Annotated in this window: 18 protein-coding genes; 4 read left to right on the forward strand and 14 right to left on the reverse strand. The window is 42.8% G+C overall.

Going from position 1 to position 20639, the window contains the following annotated elements:
* The first annotated feature begins 99 nt into the window (after positions 1–99).
* Positions 100–849 carry a glycosyltransferase family 2 protein gene (locus tag RCO84_RS13945; RefSeq protein ID WP_144153531.1) on the forward strand — a complete coding sequence of 250 codons (750 nt, stop codon included), beginning with the start codon at positions 100–102 and terminating at the stop codon, positions 847–849.
* A 221-nt stretch (positions 850–1070) separates the two neighbouring features.
* Here the strand turns inward: RCO84_RS13945 and RCO84_RS13950 are convergent, their stop codons facing one another.
* Both RCO84_RS13950 and RCO84_RS13955 read right to left on the reverse strand, forming a co-directional pair.
* The gene (locus tag RCO84_RS13950) at positions 1071–2636 is read right to left on the reverse strand and encodes a DUF6056 family protein (RefSeq protein ID WP_144153533.1); all 1566 of its coding nucleotides are present in this window, start codon (positions 2634–2636) and stop codon (positions 1071–1073) included.
* A gap of 178 nt (positions 2637–2814) precedes the next feature.
* Positions 2815–4005 (reverse strand): glycosyltransferase family 4 protein, encoded by a 1191-nt coding sequence (locus tag RCO84_RS13955; protein ID WP_144153570.1) that lies wholly within the window; start codon positions 4003–4005, stop codon positions 2815–2817.
* A 143-nt stretch (positions 4006–4148) separates the two neighbouring features.
* Between RCO84_RS13955 and RCO84_RS13960 the strand changes: the two genes are divergently transcribed.
* Positions 4149–5360 (forward strand): glycosyltransferase family 87 protein, encoded by a 1212-nt coding sequence (locus tag RCO84_RS13960; protein WP_260849670.1) that lies wholly within the window; start codon positions 4149–4151, stop codon positions 5358–5360.
* A gap of 147 nt (positions 5361–5507) precedes the next feature.
* On the opposite strand, the gene glf is transcribed toward RCO84_RS13960, so the two are convergent.
* The 12 genes from glf to RCO84_RS14020 form a co-directional block, all read right to left on the reverse strand.
* Positions 5508–6671 carry a UDP-galactopyranose mutase gene (gene glf, locus RCO84_RS13965; RefSeq protein ID WP_144153535.1) on the reverse strand — a complete coding sequence of 388 codons (1164 nt, stop codon included), beginning with the start codon at positions 6669–6671 and terminating at the stop codon, positions 5508–5510.
* Between the two features lie 16 nt (positions 6672–6687).
* Complete coding sequence (locus RCO84_RS13970; RefSeq protein ID WP_317585419.1) at positions 6688–7728, reverse strand: glycosyltransferase family 2 protein; 1041 nt, start codon at positions 7726–7728, stop codon at positions 6688–6690.
* Positions 7729–7747: 19 nt separating this feature from the next.
* The gene (locus RCO84_RS13975; RefSeq protein WP_144153539.1) at positions 7748–8524 is read right to left on the reverse strand and encodes a glycosyltransferase family 2 protein; all 777 of its coding nucleotides are present in this window, start codon (positions 8522–8524) and stop codon (positions 7748–7750) included.
* A 7-nt stretch (positions 8525–8531) separates the two neighbouring features.
* A complete protein-coding gene (locus RCO84_RS13980) occupies positions 8532–9548 on the reverse strand; it encodes a glycosyltransferase family 2 protein (RefSeq protein WP_144153541.1) in 1017 nt (338 codons plus the stop codon).
* A 39-nt stretch (positions 9549–9587) separates the two neighbouring features.
* Positions 9588–10616 carry a galactofuranosyltransferase gene (locus tag RCO84_RS13985; RefSeq protein WP_317585420.1) on the reverse strand — a complete coding sequence of 343 codons (1029 nt, stop codon included), beginning with the start codon at positions 10614–10616 and terminating at the stop codon, positions 9588–9590.
* Positions 10617–10648: 32 nt separating this feature from the next.
* On the reverse strand, positions 10649–11404 hold the full coding sequence (locus tag RCO84_RS13990) for a lipopolysaccharide kinase InaA family protein (RefSeq protein WP_144153545.1): 756 nt from the start codon (positions 11402–11404) through the stop codon (positions 10649–10651).
* Positions 11405–11474: 70 nt separating this feature from the next.
* A complete protein-coding gene (locus RCO84_RS13995; protein WP_317585421.1) occupies positions 11475–12674 on the reverse strand; it encodes an ATP-binding protein in 1200 nt (399 codons plus the stop codon).
* Between the two features lie 182 nt (positions 12675–12856).
* A complete protein-coding gene (locus tag RCO84_RS14000) occupies positions 12857–13783 on the reverse strand; it encodes a lysophospholipid acyltransferase family protein (protein WP_317585422.1) in 927 nt (308 codons plus the stop codon).
* Positions 13784–13860: 77 nt separating this feature from the next.
* Positions 13861–15714: an ABC transporter ATP-binding protein gene (locus RCO84_RS14005; protein WP_317585423.1), complete on the reverse strand. Its 1854-nt coding sequence runs from the start codon at positions 15712–15714 to the stop codon at positions 13861–13863.
* 124 nt (positions 15715–15838) lie between these two features.
* Positions 15839–17173, reverse strand: a complete 1335-nt coding sequence (miaB, locus tag RCO84_RS14010) for a tRNA (N6-isopentenyl adenosine(37)-C2)-methylthiotransferase MiaB (RefSeq protein ID WP_317585424.1) — start codon at positions 17171–17173, stop codon at positions 15839–15841.
* A 53-nt stretch (positions 17174–17226) separates the two neighbouring features.
* Positions 17227–18246 (reverse strand): phosphatase PAP2 family protein, encoded by a 1020-nt coding sequence (locus tag RCO84_RS14015; RefSeq protein WP_317585425.1) that lies wholly within the window; start codon positions 18244–18246, stop codon positions 17227–17229.
* Positions 18237–19232 (reverse strand): NAD-dependent epimerase/dehydratase family protein, encoded by a 996-nt coding sequence (locus RCO84_RS14020; RefSeq protein ID WP_117693260.1) that lies wholly within the window; start codon positions 19230–19232, stop codon positions 18237–18239. The genes RCO84_RS14015 and RCO84_RS14020 overlap by 10 nt, the downstream gene beginning before the upstream one ends.
* Before the next feature lie 502 nt (positions 19233–19734).
* Between RCO84_RS14020 and RCO84_RS14025 the strand changes: the two genes are divergently transcribed.
* The gene (locus RCO84_RS14025) at positions 19735–19938 is read left to right on the forward strand and encodes a hypothetical protein (protein WP_134844391.1); all 204 of its coding nucleotides are present in this window, start codon (positions 19735–19737) and stop codon (positions 19936–19938) included.
* 266 nt (positions 19939–20204) lie between these two features.
* Positions 20205–20444 carry a hypothetical protein gene (locus tag RCO84_RS14030; RefSeq protein ID WP_317585426.1) on the forward strand — a complete coding sequence of 80 codons (240 nt, stop codon included), beginning with the start codon at positions 20205–20207 and terminating at the stop codon, positions 20442–20444.
* The last annotated feature ends 195 nt before the right edge of the window (positions 20445–20639 follow it).

Consider the following 20639-nt stretch of genomic DNA (forward strand, 5'->3'; position numbering starts at 1 on the left):
TGGGCTGGCATTGGTTGAGGCTGGCAGGTAATATGGGTCGCTTTCATATCTACTTTCGCCAGTCGCATCTATGCCTATGAGCCGGGCTTGCTCTATCAGATGAGTTTTGGCAGTTACTTTGGCGAGGGCATCCGCTATGCCCTGGAGGTGCTTGGCAATCTGATCAAGACCATCAAGGTAAAAACAGACGCCGACACGGAGTTGCTCCTTGTTGACGATGGTAGTCGTGACCGTACCTGGCAGATGATTTCCGATGCTGCCAAGGAGCACAGGTATGTACACGGCATCAAGTTATCTCATAACCGGGGACATCAGAATGCGCTCTGGGCAGGAATGGAGGCGGCTGTGGATCATTGCGATGCGATGGTAAGTATCGATGCCGACCTGCAGGATGATGAGAATGTCATCATCAATATGGTTCAGCAGGTGCAGAAAGGCAAGGATATCATCTATGGTGTGCGCAAGGAGCGTAAGACCGATACCTTCTTCAAGCGATTCACCGCCCAGGCTTTCTATAAGCTGATGCAGAGCGTGGATAAGGATACGGTGTATAATCATGCCGACTTCCGCATGATGACCAACCGCACCCTGAAGGCGCTGATGCAGTACTCCGAGCGCAATCTCTTCCTTAGGGCCATCGTCCGCCAGTTGGGGTTCCGGGAGGGATTCGTCTATTACGACCGCAAGGCACGCGAGGCAGGTGAGAGCAAGTATCCGTTTACCAAGATGCTGAGTTTCAGTATCGATGGCATCATCACCATGGGTGTAGGCATCACAGGTGTCTATATCGGCAAGATTTATACCGAGGTAAAGCGCCGTCCTCGATACTTTATCGAAGAAAGGGTATAATTATTCAAGAGGGTGTTTCATAAGTCCATAAGTCAGTAATTCCGAATCCTGGTTTCGGAATACGCCAAGTTCTGGACTCGTTATGGCAAGAAGCATCCTATTAAGTTTAAACTGGAATTATAAGGAAAAGACAATAACGGCAAAAGCCTTATTTTCTTCTCTTTCAAGAGATGAAGATAAGGCTTTTGCCGTTATTGTATATCATGTATAATTGGATGACTTTATTTGAAATATACAAATTTCAAGTTACCAGGGCCTACGTCCCTTTTGCAACGTCTAAGAAGCATTGTTGGCGATTCCTGCATATTTATGGCAGACGAGGCAACTATCTTTTCTTTACCATAGTAACGAGCCATTCCCTGGTTAATCCAATATCCTGGATAAATCGTTATGTCGTTAAACGCATCCGAAGGCATTTTTACCGTGAGAGGCTTCAATGTCAGGATTGTTTGTGTATTTGTTTTGAGTGCCAGTTCGCGTTTATTCATTTCCTTATCAAATTTCATCGCAGTTCCTTTTAACATAAGAGAGACAATTCTATTGGTCGTTCTTGGTTTGATACTTACAGATAAGATCAAGATAACTGTAGCACAGTATGGCATATAACGCAAGGATTTGGCGTATTTCTTTTGTGATGTCCTTACAACGTTGACAATGGCAGAACTCAAGGGAGCCTTTGCTTCTGTCTTTCTTAGGATAGCTCCAGAAAGGTAGTAGAGGTTGATGCATATAAGCCATAAGTGAATATATGAATAGATGTTCTGCACTCTTCCAGGTCCTCTTGTCCCCATAGCATAGCAATGGGCAAAGAAGAAAGAACTATAGAGAGTAACTGTAATTATAATACATAGCCATGGATGCGAGAACTTGAATCGTGAGTTGCTTGCCATCTTTGCAATTGTGGGTGCAAGAAGTGCTATCATCAAAAACTGAGTAATACTGAGTGTGTCTGATAAGAACTCAAAGCTCTTTCCTATTGCCATGAAAAATGCAGTGATGATATTTGGTTTACTCTCTATTGTTACTTGTCGGAAAGCGTTGCCTGGTGCCAGTACGCTGAAGAGGAAGGCGATGCCATAGATAGCGAGAATGGTCATATAAAAGTTTGGCCATTTTTTTTGTTCCAGCTTCATGATGATGATGGCTACAAATAGAATTGCTCCCATACCAAGTCCGGAAACAAAGTTTCCGCCAGCAATGATGATAGACAGAATAATGGATGCCCCCCCAATAATTGCTTTCTTGGATTTTGAATCAACCTGCTGATAACAAATGAGTAAGGATGCAAGAGTAAGTGATAAACTATAGAACAAGGTGTAGTACATTGCTCCATTGTACCAAAAGAATGCATCGTAGTATGACCATGTAAACTGGATTGTCATCAGTACGAAGAGGGTTGAAACGAACAGATACTCCAATTTGGAAGAATGGAGTAACTTCCTCATCACCATATATAATAATGTATAGGTTGACCCCGCCAAACTGAATAGTAAGATGATTGGACCAAGCCAATATTGTCCGAATACACCAGGCTGTAGTGCCATAAGGAAGCAGGCTGAATAGGTGCCTTGCCATGTATGATACATGGTCATAGCTACATTCCAAGCAGCTTGGATGCAGGCAGGGAAAGAGTGGGTTTCTTTCCAGATTTTATAGACTTCTGCACCAAATACATAATCATCACCAAAGGGATGTAAGTATTGGCTAATCCATAATATGGGAATGATAGATGCGATTAGAACCATAATAGCTATTCCTGTTACAATTTTCAATTGTTTTGTATTCATAACTGTTTTATCTTGTATAAATGATATTTATTTTCTTTTTATATGTTATAACATTCTTGTTAATATAATCTTGCATGAAAGATGAATAATAAATGTTAATGTATTATTGTGTATGAGGGATAAAGGTACTAAACATAATTGGGATCACCTGCATCCACACGCTTTTGCAGGTGACCCCTTATAACTTTTCGTATGTGTTCATTAAGTCGCAGGCTAGTTTCTCGTCTGTAAAGTTGAGGGCATAAGTCTTGCCGGCTTTTATCATGTCTTGGCGCAGTTGCTCATCGGTACAAGTGCGCACGATGGCTTCTGCCATACTTTGGGCATCATCGGGATTCACATAGATTCCGCCAGGTCCTCCTGCCTCTTCCAGGCAAGACCCTGTGCATCCGATGGTAGGTATGCCACTTGTGATGGCTTCGAGCAAGGGGATGCCGAAACCTTCGATGCGAGAAGGATAGGTAAAACTGCGTGCCAGCTTATAGAAGGATGGCAGGTCTTCGTAAGGTACCTGATGATGGAAGTGGAAAAGATGCTCAATGCTTTGCTCCTTGAGGTAGGCTTGTATCTCGTCTACATAAGGGGTTTTTCTGCCTACAGCCACCACATGGATTTTGGCTATATTGCACTTTTCCTCATTGGCTTTTGCCATTTGGTTGATTTCTGCCATAGCCTTTGCCACCAGCATCAGGTTCTTGCGCTCCTCGATGCTTCCTACGTAGAGCACATATTGGTCGGGCAGTTGGTATTTTTGCTTTACCTCTTCCTGTTTGCTGGACTCAATGTCTTGGGCAAAGACAGGGTCGCAGCCTTGGTACACCACGTCTATCTTTTCCTCTGGGGTGTGATAGTAGTGCATGATTTCCTGCTTGGTATATTCGCTTACGGCTATCACGCGGTCGGCGCACTGGCAGGCACGTCGAAACTTATAGTTGTATATCTTTCGGTCTATCCAGTGATAATACTGTGGGGTGTGGATAAAGATGAGGTCGTGGATAGTAACTAGGTATTTGCATCTGTCTTCTCCCAGCTTTGTCTCACGTTGTTGGGGTGTGCCGATGTTGAGCGGCAGTTCGTTGCTGAGGCCATGGAAGATGTTGATGCCATCCTGCTGGATGTCGTGGGTCATTCCCCATACACGCCAGATGGACCGCATCTTGCTCCAGATGCCTTTGGGTGGAAAATGCAGGGAGAGCTTCTTCAGCGTGGGTATCTCTCCGAGATAGGGCATGCGATGAGGCTTAGGGGTATACAGATGGTAAGAATTGCTGGCGAATTGCTCCGACAGTATTCTAATCACGAATCGGCTGTAGTTGCCCAGTCCTGTGCGGTTTTGCGCCGCTCTCTTTGCATCGAATCCTATGTTCATCATTTTGTTTTTTCTTTAATTATTGGGACAAAGGTATATTAAAAAACTGATTTCTCAAAATAAATATGGATTTATTTGCTAATTACGTGGAATTTGCGTAATTTTGCCCCCTAAATAAAGTAATTCATAACAAGACAGATAGAATGGATAGTACAAAAATGGAGAATAGCCAGTGGCTAGCAGGTATCAGGCACTTTTTCGGTCGCCCTTTCTTCAGCGACCCTCGCACCTTGCTGGGGCTCTGGTTGATTCTAGGTGTGGTGTCTGCATTGATCAAGATTCACAAGTGCAATAACTTCTTGATATTCAAGTATGTTTTCTGGCATGCTTGGAATCAGACTTCATTGTATGCCCAGTATCCTTCGGAGTTTTTCGATTCGAACCACTATGGTCCGTTCTTCAGCATCATCATCGCACCTTTTGCCGTGTTGCCCCATCCGCTGGGATTATTTTTCTGGCAAGTGTTGATGGTGCTGGCTCTGTTTGTTGCCATACGCAAGCTGCCGTTGCGTCAGGGCAAGCAGATATTCTGCTATTGGTTCTGTGCCCATGAGCTGCTCACGGCATTGTTTATGAGTCAGTTTAACATCATCATTGCCGCCATCATCATCGCATCGTTCTATTGCATAGAGAAAGAGAAAGATATTACGGCAGCCTGCTTTATCATGATAGGAACCTTTGTGAAGCTTTATGGTATCGTGGGTTTGGCGTTCTTCTTCTTCTCCAAGCACAAGGTTAAGTTTGTGGCAGCATTGATAGGATGGGCTGTCCTGTTCTTTGTCTTGCCTATGGCGATAACCAGTCCTGAGTATATCATCGACCAGTATAAGGAGTGGCACGTCAGCCTTGCGGGCAAGAACATGGAGAATATGTTTTCCAATATGCAGAATCAATCGCTGCTGGGTTTAGTACGTAAGATATCTCATGTATCTACCTATTCTGATCTTTGGTTGATAGTGCCAGGTGTATTGCTGTTCTGTTATCCGTATCTTCGCATCAGGCAGTATGGCAATCTCGCTTTCCGCTATGCCTTCCTGGCATCGGTATTGATGTTTGTGGTTCTGTTCAGCACGGGCAGCGAGTCGAGTACCTACATTATCGCCCTCTTGGGCGTGGCACTTTGGTATGTCACGGCTCCTTGGAAGCGCAGCCGCTGGGACGTTGCGCTGATGGTGTTTGCCTTCATCCTGACGAGCATGTCGCCATCCGATCTTTTCCCTGCTTTCATTCGCAAGAACTACGTGCAGCCTTACGCCTTGAAGGCATTGCCTTGCGTGCTGATATGGTTTAAGCTCGTTTACGAGATGATGACAAAGGATTATTCAACTCCTCAAAATGTATCAGAAGAAAAATAAGAGAAAAATCTTTTCGTTTCTTTGGGCGTTGTAGTCAATATGGTTTTCTCTATAATACTAAAGTAGCTCTGGAGAGGTTATCCATCTACGGGCAACCTCTCCTGAGCCAATATATTCCGAATGTAGAAGGGGCTTTACAGAATAGCTTTATTTGAACATAGCCAATGCTTTCTCTATGATTGGTGCCATGTCATAATACTTGTATTCGGCAAGGCGGCCGCCAAAGATAACATCTTCTTCCTGGTCTGCCAGGTTCTTATATTGGGTATACAGTTCAGAATTCTCCTTGTCGTTTACCGGATAGTATGGCTCCATGCCATCTTTCCATTCGGTGGAATATTCCTTGGAGATAACCGTCTTCGGGGTCTCATAGACTTCTGCTCCGAACATTTCGAAATGCTTGTGCTCAATCACTCGGGTATATGGTACTTCGCGCTCAGTATAGTTTACCACGGCATTACCTTGATAGTTAGGGCAGTCGATGGTTTCCAGCTCAAAACGGACGGTGCGATAGTTGAGCTTACCAAACTGATAGTTGTAGAACTCGTCTATCTTGCCAGTGAAAACCAGCTTAGAGGCAAGTTCTTTCCAATGATCTTTCAGCAATTCCTTGTTGCCGTTTGGGAGTTCTATCTCGTCTTTAAAGAAGTCAACTGATACCTTTGTATCTGCCCCCTCAAGTAAACCATCGATGAGTTTGTTATATCCACCGATAGGGATTCCCTGATACTTGTCGTTGAAGTAATTATTGTCGAAGATGAGGCGTACCGGCAGTCGCTTGATGATGAAGGCTGGCAGGTCTGTACACTTTCGTCCCCATTGCTTCTCGGTATATCCCTTGATGAGACGCTCATAGATATCTTTACCGATGAGCACCTGAGCCTGTTCCTCCAGATTGCGAGGCTCGCTTACGCCATCTGCCTTCATCTTAGCCACGGCTTCTGCCTTCTGCTCATCAATTTTAGCCTGTGCTTCTGCTGGTGTGGTTACGTCCCACATCTGATAGAAGGTATTCATATTGAAAGGCAGATTATAGAGTTTGCCTTTGTAGTTTGCCACAGGCGAGTTGGTGTAGCGGTTGAACTCAACGATAGAGTTAACGAAGTTCCACACCTCTTTGTTGGATGTATGGAAGATGTGGGCACCATACTTATGTATGTTGATGCCCTCTATGTTTTCGCAATAGATATTGCCACCGAGATGTGGTCGCTTATCTATCACCAGACAAGTTTTTCCCTGTTTATGAGCCAGGTGGGCGAATGTGGCTCCGAAGAGACCGGAGCCAACTATAAGATAATCATATTTCTTCATACTAGTGCAGACTAAGTTATATTTTTCTAAATGGGTGCGTAAAGGCATACCAGCCTAACATGCAATTTAACGAGAATCGTGTATTAAATAATTGCCATATACGGAAATAATATTTCTTCATATACTTATTTATTATTTCATATTTTCTGCAATAATTCATTACTACGGTGATGTTAGAATAATCTTCCTTTTTGATATGCTTATTGAATCTTAAGCTTTGCATAAAAAGAATTGCGGCTTCGTCAATATATCTAAGTTGATTGAGTCTGATAGCTGGAGTCAGACATTCTTGTTTTTGCGCATCGAGATATTCAAACATCAATGTAAGTACCTTTGTAATATGAGAAAAGTTCTTCTTTAAGGCTATAGCGTTAGTACTATTTCCTTCTCTTCCTACAAGATAGTTATATAGATATATATCATATACAATAAGGTCTTTGATCGAACTTAAAGGTATAAGGCAATATAGCAGGTCCGTATAGCAGATTCCTGTAGGAAGTACTAAACCTACTTTATGCAAAATACTACTCTTGTAAGTCATGCTATGCATGTTGAATTCTACTTTTTTAGAATAATCTGTGATTACAAAACTTGAGGCCTCATAAACCTTTCCGTATTCAATATTGGCAATAGGGAACTTTTTAATTTTTTCCTTTCCGTTTTTGTCTATTGTTATTTCTGTTCTGAGTGTAACAACAAGATCAGCATCACAAGTTTCCAGTTTTTCAACAAATGCGTCTAATGCATCAGGTTCAAAAAAATCATCAGCATCGAGAATCCGGAAATATTTTCCGCGAGCAAGTGCTAATCCCTTGTTTATGCATGAACCATAATGTGCATTCTCTTTATCAACAACAATAATGTTCTGTGGAAATTGCTGTTGGTATTCGTGTGCAATAGCAGATGTGTTGTCTTTGCTGCCGTCATTGACAACAATAATTTCTATTTTATCTAAGTGCTGTGTGGCAACAAGTCTTTTTAAATTGTTTCCAATATATTCCTCCATGTTATAGGATGGAATTATAATTGATAACAAAAATGAAGGCGTATTAATCATTTCTTTCTATTTTAAATCGTTATTCTATTTCTTTTAATCCTTTCTTGCATCTTGTTCTTTTCATATCCTTAAGAAAGTAGCGTTCATTTTCGCTGCAAATGCTATCTCTTTCATGGAAGAGATGATACTCTATAGCTTGGAACTTTGCATACTTTCGCTTTAGACCAATATTGAAAAGACGGTTGAAAAGATCGAAATCTTCATACCCATAGCCTATTAACTCCTGGTCGAAGCCATTTACTTTACGCAAATCTTCAAACCACATAGCCATATTAGCTCCTCTGCCATAGAAGCGACGCTTGTGGTAAAGGTTTTTTGTCCAAAATGTGAGAAAAGGTAGCCATAGGGCATTTTCTTTCCGTCTTACGCCTTTAGTATAAAACGAGATATTTATCTTCTTTTCTTTGATAAGCTTAAGGGTGAGCTTATTTTTTAAAGAAGCTCTACTTCCTATAACAAAATATCCTTTTTCAGCTAAGCGCTCATGATCTGCGATAAAATGGCGCTCCATAATGATATCTCCGTCAATAAACACAATATAGTCTCCATGGGCCATGCGAAGAGCATTGTTTCTAGACTCTGCCAGGCGAAAGCCTTTATCTTCTTGCCATGCATGGAGAATTGGACATGGGAAATCTTTGGCGAAGTTTTTTATAAGTTCTCTTGTATTTTCTTTAGAACCATCGTCTGCGATTATTACTTCGTCAGGTATACGTGTCTGAACTTTTGCGCTCATAAGGCTCAAACGTAAAGCCTCGGGGCGATTATACGTGGATATGATTAGTGAAATCTTCATTGTTTTATTATTTGAGAGATTTTTTGCCTTTGTATATTTTTATCATAAACTGTAATAACTTACTGTTTGGATTGGAGCGCCAATGCTTGATATATTTGTATAACAAGAGTGGGCTACTCATGATAATATGATTAGAACGTTCATATACTTCTGGACATGTAATCTCTAGTTTTTTATCTAATTCTGTTAGTATCGTGTAATCTGGCTGTTGACACTTCAATAAATAGAATTTATATATGTATCTTATTCTTTTAAACAATTTCTCGACCAGCATATCTTTTATTGCAGAGTTCACATTGGTGAGTGTTGCATAACTGTCTAAGATGTGGCTCGTACATATGATATTATCCTTGAAATGCTTTGCCGAGAATGTGTTAGACATGGTCTGCCCTTCACGACCTAATGTGTATATGTAGAGAACTCCCGGTACATACTTAAACGTTCTGATTGTAGTTAATGGCATAAAAATCCATTCTTGGTCAGTATACGAAATACCTTCAGTTTGCTTATAATTGATAGCTAACAGATTCTCGCGTTTGTATGTAATGGCGTGCATCCAAAGATTGATGATGTCTTTATGACAGCAATAGTCTGTAAATTGCAATGTTTGGTTGCCTGGCAAGTTAAAAGTCACATAATCTTCTTTGCCATTTACATGAGACTTGGAAAAGTCTGTTATAAATGCATCAACATCTGTCTTTGAGGCAATATCTACCAAGTTCATTAAAGACTCAGTATTGAATTTGTCGTCAGCATCTAGCACTTTAACATATTTTCCTGTCGCTTCTTTTAGTCCACGATTGATGCAAGAACCATAATTGCCATTTGGCTTATCTATAGTTCTAAATATATGTGGATATTTTTTCTCATACTTTTTAGCTATATCCAAAGAATTGTCCTTGCTTCCATCATTGATAATAAGAACCTCTAATAGATTGCTTTCGATAATCAATGATTTTAGACAAGTATCAAGATACTCACTCATGTTATAAGTAGGTATGATTATCGTAAAAATCTTATCCATACACTTTTATTATTACTTCCTTCTTTAGCTTTATTCTTATTAAAATTTGATTTCTTTCAATGTTCTTGTCAGGAACCCACCTTTGTTCAGCTTCTGAGCCAAATTTACCGCTTGCTTTTTCATCTCCTTTTTCTGTTCCGGGGTAAGATTGGCAAGTTTGTCATCCAGCTCTTCCAGCGAACGGATGGTTATACCTGCTCCAGCTTCTTCGATGATAGGAGCTACGGCAGCTTCTTTCCAGATGATGAGCGGCAAACCGGCACGGAGGTAGAAGGATACCTTATGAGGAGAATTCCATTTCAGGTATTGCCCGTATTCTCCCGAGCATCCGTCAAGAGAATCGCCGTCCCATACCAGTCCGAAGTCGGCATCTATATGCTTGATAAACTCCTCTGATGGTACAAAGCCCTGATAGGTAATCAGAGGATTGTTTTGCAAGCCTTGTAGACCTTCTTTGTTTCCACAAACCAGTAATTGCCAATGGCTCAATGTCTTGGAAAGTTCTATCAGAAATGAATTCTTCTTCATACTCAAGGCTCCGGCATAGACAACCTTTACCTGTTCTCTTTCTGTTACTTCTTCCGAGCATTTTGATTCAGAACGATAGTCGAATAAGCCCAGGGCACCAACTGGCTTCTGTAACCCATGCTCTTTGAGCCATCCTTTCATCTTCTCGTTTGATGCAATGATGTAGTCACTATTCGAAAGACGGTTTATCTCTTTCTGGATGGTAAGCTTCTTTCTGCGGAAAGAACCGAGGTCGTGAATCAGGGAAACCGTTTTGGCTCCTTTCAGATGAGCTACATGGCAGAGAAACGAAAAATACTTCTTGACAGGATATTGCAAGAACAGCACATCGTCTTTCTGGAGTAAGATACAGGCACGGATGACGCCTATTAAGTCTAGGAAGAAAGCCAATATCTTGCTATTCCTGATTGTGCGTGGTAAGCCAAGATTGATGGCTCCCATTTCTGCAAGCGTATCCTCGTTGTCTGTTTTTGCTTTATTGCCGGCGCTTGTCAGATTATAATAGTTGCGGCTAATATAACAGAGTCTTTTTTGTTCCATATTCAATAGTTTTGAAGTGAGATGTATTTGAACTATAATTCTAGCTGGAATGGAATTTCGTGCTTCTTTCCATATTTGGTCCAGAACCTAGCCCGTTCTTTCATCACATAGGCTACAGCCTTGTCGGTATCTATGTTGCGCAGCAAGGCATATTCGCTTACTAAGATACGGGTGAATTCTTTTGGCCCCCAGAATCTTCTGAGATTATAAAGTCCTTTCTTCTCGCTTACTGGTCCGAAATTCATTCTGTTGATATCTACCAGCATGAAATGGAAGCCTTCTTCATCTTGTTTCCAGAGAATATTGCCTGGTGTAAAGTCCTTATGGAGGATTTCATGCAGATGAATGTCTGCAGCGAAATGGGCTAAGGCTTTTGCCAGATATTTATATTCTTCCGGTTTAGCGTCTGCCACCTCATAGAGTGTATGACCGTAGTCACACTGGATTGTGATAAGATAGCTATATCCTAAGATATTCAGAAAGTTACGCTCTTCAATGAGAGCTAAAGGTTCAGGAGTATTGATACCTTTTCTTTTCAGAATCATAGGATATTCGAATGCCCGTTGACCTTTTGGCTTCCTGATATTCCAGGAATAAATGAGTTTGTTTTGTCCATGTGGTTCATGAAAGCGCTTTACGTTAACCTGTGTTCCATCTGGTGCAGTAAGTACCTTGATGAGGTTGCGCCCCGTATAAATCACACGTCCTTCCTTCTCGAAAACATCAGGGATGCTCTCTAGGAAGTCTTTCAGATATTCGTATTTAGGATTTATCTTAATCTTTCTCATTCTTATTCTGATCATTTAAAATGAATGTTTCAATTTCCTCCATTTGCATTACTCGTATCCATCTTGTCTTTTATTCTTTCTGTCTCAACCAGTCTAATACATATTGCTGCTTGATGCCGTCATGGAATATCTGTGGATCATTGTCAAGCGTCAACAGATATTTGGGATAATTATCTGGTATAGATTGCAGGGGAGCCAATTCTCGTTTCATCGTATCCTCATTCCTTACGCTAAGTGAAACCTGGTAATAAGATTTCCGTACACCTTGAATAACAACGAAATCAATTTCCGCATCACCTACCTTGCCAACATAGATTTCTCCGCCTTGGCGCGCCAATTCCAGATAGACGACATTCTCCAATACATGCCCCAAGTCGCCTCCCTTGGTACCATTGATGACATTGCGTAAACCAACATCCGCAAGATAGTACTTTTGTCCTGTCTTCAACAGTTGCTTTCCCTTGGCATCATATCTCGGAACAGAATAGAAGATATAACTGTTCGTTAAGGCAGAGATATAGTTTTCAACAGTATGCGAAGTGATTTTTCTTCCCAAAGAATTCATCGTGTCGCTGATACGCTTGATGACGGAAATGTTGCCAATATTATCGGCAAGAAACCGAACAATGCTCTCTAACATCATGACGTCCGTTATCTTCTTGCGACTCACCACGTCTTTCAGTACTATCGTATTGTACAACCCCCTAAGGTATTCACGTACCATCTCGCGGTCGTTTTTGATTTGCAAGACATAAGGGAATGAACTCTTCTCGATATATTCACGGTAAGCCGCCTCAAGGTTCGTGTCAGAGGGCATCGATTGGAGATATTCATTGAAAGAGAATGGGAATAACTTGATTTCTACATATCTGCCTGTAAGCAAGGTTGCAATTTCTCCTGACAAGAGATAGGCGTTGGAGCCAGTCACATAGATGTCTACATTATCTAATAAGAATAAACTGTCTATCGCCTTTTGGAATCCATCTACCATCTGAATCTCATCCAAAAAGAGATAGTTCATCTTTCCTGAACAGAGATTCTTCTTGACGTGAGAATACAAAGCCTTATAGTTGAGGAATGGCTCATTGTCTAAGTCTTCAAAGTTGAGCTCTTGCACCTGATTATCAGACACGCCTTCAACAAGAAGCTTCTCACGAAACATCCTCAAGAGAGATGACTTGCCGCAACGACGGATACCAGTCACCACTTTTATTATTCTCTTGTCTCTCCATCTTTCCAGAAGAGACATATACTCTGTACGTTCTATCATAAGTAGAAAAAATGAATTACGCTGCAAAGATATGAAATATTTGCGAGAAAAACGAAACGCATTGCATTTTTCTTTCGACAATTCGTGAGAATTGCAGTGCGCTGCATTTTTTTTGTCGGCTTATATTGAGGTGCCAAAAGGATAATATCTATATCAGATAATAATCATGCCTTTTCGCATTCTCATGATTCTATAGGAATTACTTTCCCCTTTACCACTTCATATCGCTTGTCAAACTCCTCCTTGGTTCGCTTCCACCTGTTATGTGTCCATAAATAATAAGGTGGATTCTTGCGGATGGTTTCTTCCAGCATCTGGAAGAAGCGACGGGTAATCTCGTGCTCCGGCAGGGAGTTCGGATTGCGGGTGATGAGTTTGTAGGTTGCTGTATAGTAGCCTCGCTTAGGGCGAGACATCTCTACATAGAACACGGCATCGTTCATCTTCCTCATAATTCTCTCGCCGCCAGTAAACACTGGGGTTTCGGGATGGTTGAGGAAAGGAAGCCACAGGTGGATGTTTTCCCACTTGGGGCCCTGGTCGCTGATGTAGCCGAAGATGCTGCGGATATTCTTGCGTTTGTAGTCTACGAGATATCGGAGGATGTCCTTCTTTGGGACAGGCACTCCGTTTTCTTCGTGAGAGCGGATGCGCTTGAAGAGTTCATCAAAAGCTTTATTGTACAGTGGATGATAGATGAGGCCCATGATGCGGCTTTTGGGCAGTTCGATGCCTACACATGAGAGCCACTCCCAGTTGCAGTAATGACCGAGGATGGCTGCCACATCCTGACCTTCCTGGAAACATTGTTCCACTTCTTCGCTGTTATATACCTTGAATCGGCGGCGAAGTTCCTTATCGCTGATGCTCAGAAGTTTAACTGCCTCGAAGAAGTAATCGCTGAACCAGCGGTAGAATTTCTTCTCGATGTCAATAATCTCTTCTTCTGATTTCTCAGAGAAGGAGGTGGTGAGATTCTTACGCACAATGCCTCTGCGGTACTTGATGACGTAATACATCATGAAGTACTCGAAGTCGGCGATGCAATAGAGCAGCCTGAAAGGCAGCAGCGATATTGCATAAAACAGCGCATAAACAATCTTTGTCATAAGTCCTATGATTTACACCTTATTATATATAAGCAAGAATGCTACTTAACATTTAATATTCAACACTTAACAGTATATTACACCTGCTGCATATCATGCAACTTCTTGTAATATCCTTCTTTTTTTATCAGCTCCTCATGAGTACCGCGCTCCACAATCCTTCCCTCATGCAATACGCAGATTTCGTCTGCATGTTTGATGGTACTCAGTCGGTGGGCCACAGCTACGGTGGTACGGGTCTTCATCAATCTCTCCAAGGCATCCTGAACCAGGCGCTCGCTCTCGGTATCGAGGGCTGATGTTGCCTCATCGAGGATGAGGATAGGAGGATTCTTGAGGATGGCACGGGCGATGCTGACACGCTGGCGCTGGCCGCCAGAGAGTCTGCCGCCTCGGTCTCCAATATTTGTATCGAAACCATGCTCCGACTTGGTTATGAACTCGTAAGCATTGGCTATCTTAGCTGCATTGGCTATTTCCTCATCCGTAGCATCGGTCTTGCCGAATCGGATGTTGTCCTTGAAACTTGCATTGAAGAGGATAGCCTCCTGGTTTACATTTCCTATCAGCATGCGAAGGTCATGTACGGCAAGGTCTTTCACATTAATGCCATCAATCAGCACCTCGCCTTCCTGTACATCATAGTAACGAGGAATCAAATCTACCATCGTACTCTTACCGCTACCGCTCTGACCAACAAGTGCAACAGTCTTGCCTTTTGGTATCACGAGATTGATATCCTTTAATACATATACCAGTTCTGCGCTCTTTCGGTCGGTATAGGCGAAGGAAACGTGGCGGAACTCTATCTGATGTTCGAAGCTGCTGATATGTTTAGGGTTCTCCTTGTCCTTGATTTCCACCTCAGCCTGCAGAATCTTGTCGATACGCTCCATACTTGCCAATCCCTTTGGGATATTGTAACTCGCCTTGGAGAATTCCTTCAGCGGGTTGATGATGCTATAGAGCATCACGAGATAGAAGATGATGGTAGGACCGTCGATTCTGCCGTAATCCAGAACCAGGATACCGCCAAACCACAATACCACTACGATGAGGATAGTTCCCAGAAACTCACTCATCGGGTGAGCCATCTGCTGGCGGATATTTACACGCATGATGTTGTCGCGGTAGCTGCTGTTAACCTGATTGAAACGCTTGTTCATCTTTTCTTCTGCACAGAACGCCTTGATGATGCGCAAGCCGCCTAGGGTTTCTTCTACCATACTCATCGTGTCGCTCCAAAGTGCCTGTGCCTCGATACTGTGTGCCTTCAGTTTCTTGCCCACTACTCCCATGAACCAGCCGAAAGGTGGTACAAAGAGGATGGTGAAGAGGGTGAGCTGCCAACTGATGCAGATCAGCGTAACGAAATAGAAGAGAATCAGGATAGGGTTCTTGAAGAGCATATCGAGCGACGACATGATGCTGTTCTCCACTTCCTGCACATCACCGCTCATGCGGGCAATGATATCTCCCTTGCGCTCCTCGCTGAAGAAACCGAGCGAGAGACTGTTTATCTTCTGGTAAATCTGGTTGCGGATGTCTCTTACGATACCTGTACGGATAGGTATGATGGTGGCTGACGAGAGAAAATAGGTTCCCGTCTTGAGGAATGTCATGAAGGCTAGGAATATGCCGATGACCAAAAGGGCTGTTGATGCACTATGGACAACAATAAACTCCTGAATATAATAATACAGGTTATTGGTTGCAACCTCCTTGATGCTACCCCAATCTCCATTCCAGTGCATATACTCGTTGACACGGATACCACCATCTACTTTGAACAGGATTTGCAGGATTGGTATCAAGGCTGCAAACGAAAAGATGTTCAATACCGCAGACAGGATATTGAACAGGATTGACAGTCCCAGATACTTCTTGTATGGAGGGACGAATCGGCGTAAAATTTGCAAGAATTCCTTCATAGGTGCAAATATAGTGCTTTTTAAGAAAACCGCCAAACTTTTGGCGGTTTTTCTTGTTTATATTCTGTTTTTTCTTTCAGAAGAGTCTTTTTATTCAGAAAAAGCTGTTCTGAAGAGTTTGGGGTTACTCCTTTACTTCTTCTCCGAAGAGAGTAGCAGAGGTAGAACCGGTGATGCGAACCTTCACGAACTCTCCGATATGGTGGTTACCCTTATCAATGACAACCGCCTTGTTCTGTTCTGTTCGGCCCATCATCTGCTCGCGGCTACGCTTGCTGAAGTTCTCGATGAGGATGGTGAATACCTTGCCCTCATCCTTCTTGTTCTGCTCGGCACTCACCTCGGTCTGCAACTTGATAAGTTCGTTGAGGCGGGCTATCTTGGTTTCCTCAGAAACGTTGTCTGGCAGATGCTTGGCGGCATAGGTGCCCGGGCGCTCTGAATACTTGAACATGAAGGCGCTGTCGAATCCTACTTCCTTCACCAGCGAGAGGGTTTCCTGATGGTCTTCCTCGGTCTCGTCGTGATAACCCACGAAGATGTCGGTGGTGATGCCGCAGCCTGGAATGATACGCTTGATGTCGGCGATGCGCTGCAGATACTCCTCACGGGTGTATTTGCGGTTCATCAGCTTCAGAATCTTGTTGCTTCCGCTCTGTGCAGGGAAGTGGATGTGCTTGCAGAGGTTTGGTTCTTCGGCAATGGCGTGGAGAATGTCCTCGGTCATATCCTCTGGGTTAGAGGTGGTGAAGCGTACTCGCATATCCGGTACAGCCTTGGCTACCATGTGGAGGAGCTCGGCGAAGGAAAGACTGCCTTCCTCGCGCTTGCCCGATGGCGAGAGACCATAACTGTTTACATTCTGTCCCAGCAGGGTAACCTCCTTGAAACCACGCTGCTGCAAATCGCGAACCTCACGCAGGATGCTCTCGGCATCGCGGCTGCGCTCACGTCCACGGGTATAAGGCACGATGCAGTAGTGGCAGAAGTTGTTGCAACCGCGCATGATGCTTACGAAACCGCTCACTCTGTTGCCACCGATGCGCTGAGGTACGATGTCATGGTAAGTCTCGGTCTTAGAGAGTTCGATGTTGATGGCATTGGTACCCATCTCGCACTGCGCAATCATATCCGGCAGGTTGAGATAGCTGTCTGGTCCGCAAACCAGGTTGGCATAGTGGTTCTGGATGAGATCATCCTTCACGCGCTCTGCCATACAGCCCAAAACGCCGAGAATCACCTTTCTTCCCTTTTTCTGCTCTGCATGCAGGGTGTCGAGGCGATGATAAATCTTGTTCTCAGCATTCTCGCGGATACTGCAGGTGTTCATGAAGATGGCATCAGCCTCTTCTTCTTTCTCACAAATTTCGTAGCCAGCCATCTGCATCACAGAGGCAACTACTTCACTGTCTGCCACGTTCATCTGGCAGCCATAAGTCTCAATAAATAGTTTCTTCATTGTTCTAGATGAATTCTATTCGTTTATAATGTTATTGTAATTAAAATATGTAACTATCTGAATCTCAGTCGCGAAGAAGGAGTATAGTGCTCTATCATTCCCTTCGATACTGCCATCAATGCAAAATAGATGACGACGGCAGAGATGAAACCGGCGATGGCATCTATGAGATAATGCGCCTGAATATATACGGTAGCCAAACACAGGAAGATGTAGAATGGCAGCATCACGTATAGCATTTTTCTGTTGCCGGTATGCCAGACCAGGAGCATGCCGATGGTGCTCACGCCCACATGCGAACTTGGGAAAGCGGCTGTAGGACGCTCGCCGGCGTTCTTGGCGTCTTCTACAAGCTGGTAGAAGATTCCATCGGTGTAACCCGGTGTCGGCAGGCAGTTAGTATGGGTGTTGAAGTAATCGCCCAAAGCCGGGAAGATGCCTTTGGTTATTTCTGATATTCCTACTGCATCAAAGTAGAAGGTCGGGCCCACTACCGGTACATAGATGTAGAAGAGATAGTAGATAAAGAAACTGGCGAGCATGACAAATGCAGCTCTTTCAGCCTCATAATATCTGCAGAAGAAATAATAGAATGTAACCAATGCAATCATCGGATAATACATAAAGTAGCCCATCGACATCAGTTCGCTTACTGCAGCCCAAGGCATGGTTTTGGCAAAGAGCAGGGCGGGCTGACATCCGAAAAGATCCTGCTCCCAACCTGCAAAGATATGGTCGAGGTTGGGGAACATGCGGTTGATTTCGTAGGTGTCGGGATACCACCAGGCAAGCAAAGCCATCTGGGCAATGATGCGCACCATCTTGGTGATGCGGCAAGGTATCATGCGGTATACAGCCCAAAGAGCGATGGTCATGACGAGCACTCTCAGTCGTCCCCAGAGCATAGCTTCCGGGTTTACGAGTTTGGTATAGGTAAAGAGCATGGTGATAATGGTGATTGCCATATATCCCAGCATGACCCATTCCAGTGTCATCAGTCCCTTCTTCGGGTTCTTGTCTATCTTGAAATAATCTTTTATCACGCTTCTTATTAGTTTATAATTTACAGCCATCCGTTATCCTTGTACCACTTGATGGCGAGCTTCACACCTCTTTCCAGTGGATAATGAGGATGATAGCCCAGTTCATCCATGGCTGGCTCAATATCACATCGCCAGTTGCGCTGTTTCAGAATGTTATACTTATCATTGTTCAGAGCCGACATCTTGCCCGTCATCCTTCCGAGATACTCTCCGAAGAAGGTTACGATGCGCAACACCCAGACAGGCGCCTTGATGCGTAGCATCCAAGGATTGCCTAACTCCTTTTTTATCAGGTCGCTGAAGGCAGCTGACTGATATACTTCTCCATCGCTGAGGAAGTATTTCCTACCGTTCATTCCATGATCCAGAGCCAGGAATACAGCCTGTACCACGTCCTGTACATATACAAAGGTGATGTCCTGGCGCTTGAATCCTACAGCAAAGTCAACATGCTGCTTGATGCTCTGCGCCATGAGGAAATAATCTTTTTCTCTAGGACCGTAAACTCCTGTAGGGCGGAGGATGATATAAGGAAAGTTGTTGCCGATGCTGTCCAGATAGCGTTCTGCCTCCAACTTACTCTTTCCGTATGCAGTATTTGGCTTAGGAGTATCATGTTCTGAGATTTCCTGATAAGGCTGCTCTTCGCGGATGGCTCCAAAAATGCTGAGCGAACTGACAAAGACAAATCGCCTGATAGGCATCTGGAGGCGCAGAAGGACGTTCACCAGATGCTTGGTTCCCTCTGTGTTTACCTTATAAAAGTCCTCTGCATGCAGGCACTTCGTTGCGCCGGCTGCATGCACTATATAGTCGAACTCGTGCGGGGCGAGTTCTTTCTCCAACTCTTCCTCTGAAGAAAGATTGAGATTGATAAAATGGATGCGCTCGTCTTGCAGATACTTTCTGGAACTGGTAGGGCGTACTGCCGCCCAGGTTTCCATGCCCTGTCTTAAGGCCTCTTCCACGATGTAGCTGCCGATAAAGCCCGACGCACCCGTTACTAGAATCTTCATTAATTATTTATAAAATTGCAATTTCGGCTGCAAAATTACAACAAAAAATCGAGTTATCCTCTATGTTGTGCCAAAATTCTTTCTTTTTCTTTGTGAAATCACTTCTTTATGCCAACTTTGCTGTTATGAATCAAGTATCTTGCCGCTTAAAAACATATCTGTTTGTCCTATTTAATATAGGTAGAAATTAATATAGGTATAAAATATAGATAGGGCATGAAGCCCACTAATGAACTTCATGCCCTATACATAGTCAACATGACTCGTTAATAATTTATAAAGGGAACCATACATGTTTTTTCTTAAAAGATTATAAAAGAGCATTCATTTTATGGCTTAACGTACCTAAAGTGACCGCTTACTGTTAAGGAATGCTTCCATCACATACCTTTGGAAATCTGTGTCGGATTTGGACTTGAAGCAAAAACTCCTTTAAAAATTTGTTTTTTTCATATAAAAACCTTATATTTGCAGGCGATATTGAAATAAAAAATAAAAAATTATGGGAAAAATCATAGATAAGACGATAACAAAGATAGTTACAGAAGAGGGTATCTCTCTCTTTCGCCGTGTAACTAAGGTTTTGATGCCAAATGGCAAGTATCGTTATCCTGTAGATTATTTTGATGCAACTCCTGGAGTTGTTAAGGTTTCGAAAGAAGAAATGGATAAGGTTGCAATACCTGTTTACAAAAAGTTAATCTAATGGAACGGTTGATGTCTGATGGTTATCCTTTTATCTTTCAAATGATAGATAAAAGTGAGAGTGATGAGTATCTGATTCAGACCTTGTAATATAGGTTTAAGTCAGATAAATCCCATCATACCTATATCGTAAGAGTTGAATGTTATAAGAAACACGCTTATTGTGTGAAGTTCTTCGATAAGGCAAACATCAACAGTAAAAATAAGTTTAGTCTTCGTTCCAATACTTTCGAGGTTAGAACGATACTCTATACAATGTTTCATATCATGTTAGATGTATTGAAGCGAGACGAAAAAGCTTCTTTCTTTTTTATTGGAGCAGAAGACGAAAAAGATCAGAATGGAATGGTATCCCGTCGTTTCGTGCTTTCAACGGTTTCTGATGACAAGTTCGAGCATTTTAGAAGAAATGATTTATCACTTTATATTCTTGTAAATAAGGAATATGTATCAGATACATCTTCTTATGCTGATGAACTAGCAAATATTGTGCAACAATATTTATAAGATAATATCCTCATAGAGCGACGACAAGTGCAGAGCGATACTCGTGAGTCCCTTTTTAAAGTGGACTCATAGGAACTCAAGTTTCGCAAGTGAGGGAATTGATTGAAGTTAAAGAAGTTATCACTCCCTACGGTCGTTCGAGAAGTTAAGAGACAATAGTCTTCTTTCGTAAAACGTAGGACATTTGTCCCTTCA

Source organism: Segatella copri, assembly GCF_949820605.1.
In the GTDB taxonomy this organism is placed as follows: domain Bacteria; phylum Bacteroidota; class Bacteroidia; order Bacteroidales; family Bacteroidaceae; genus Prevotella.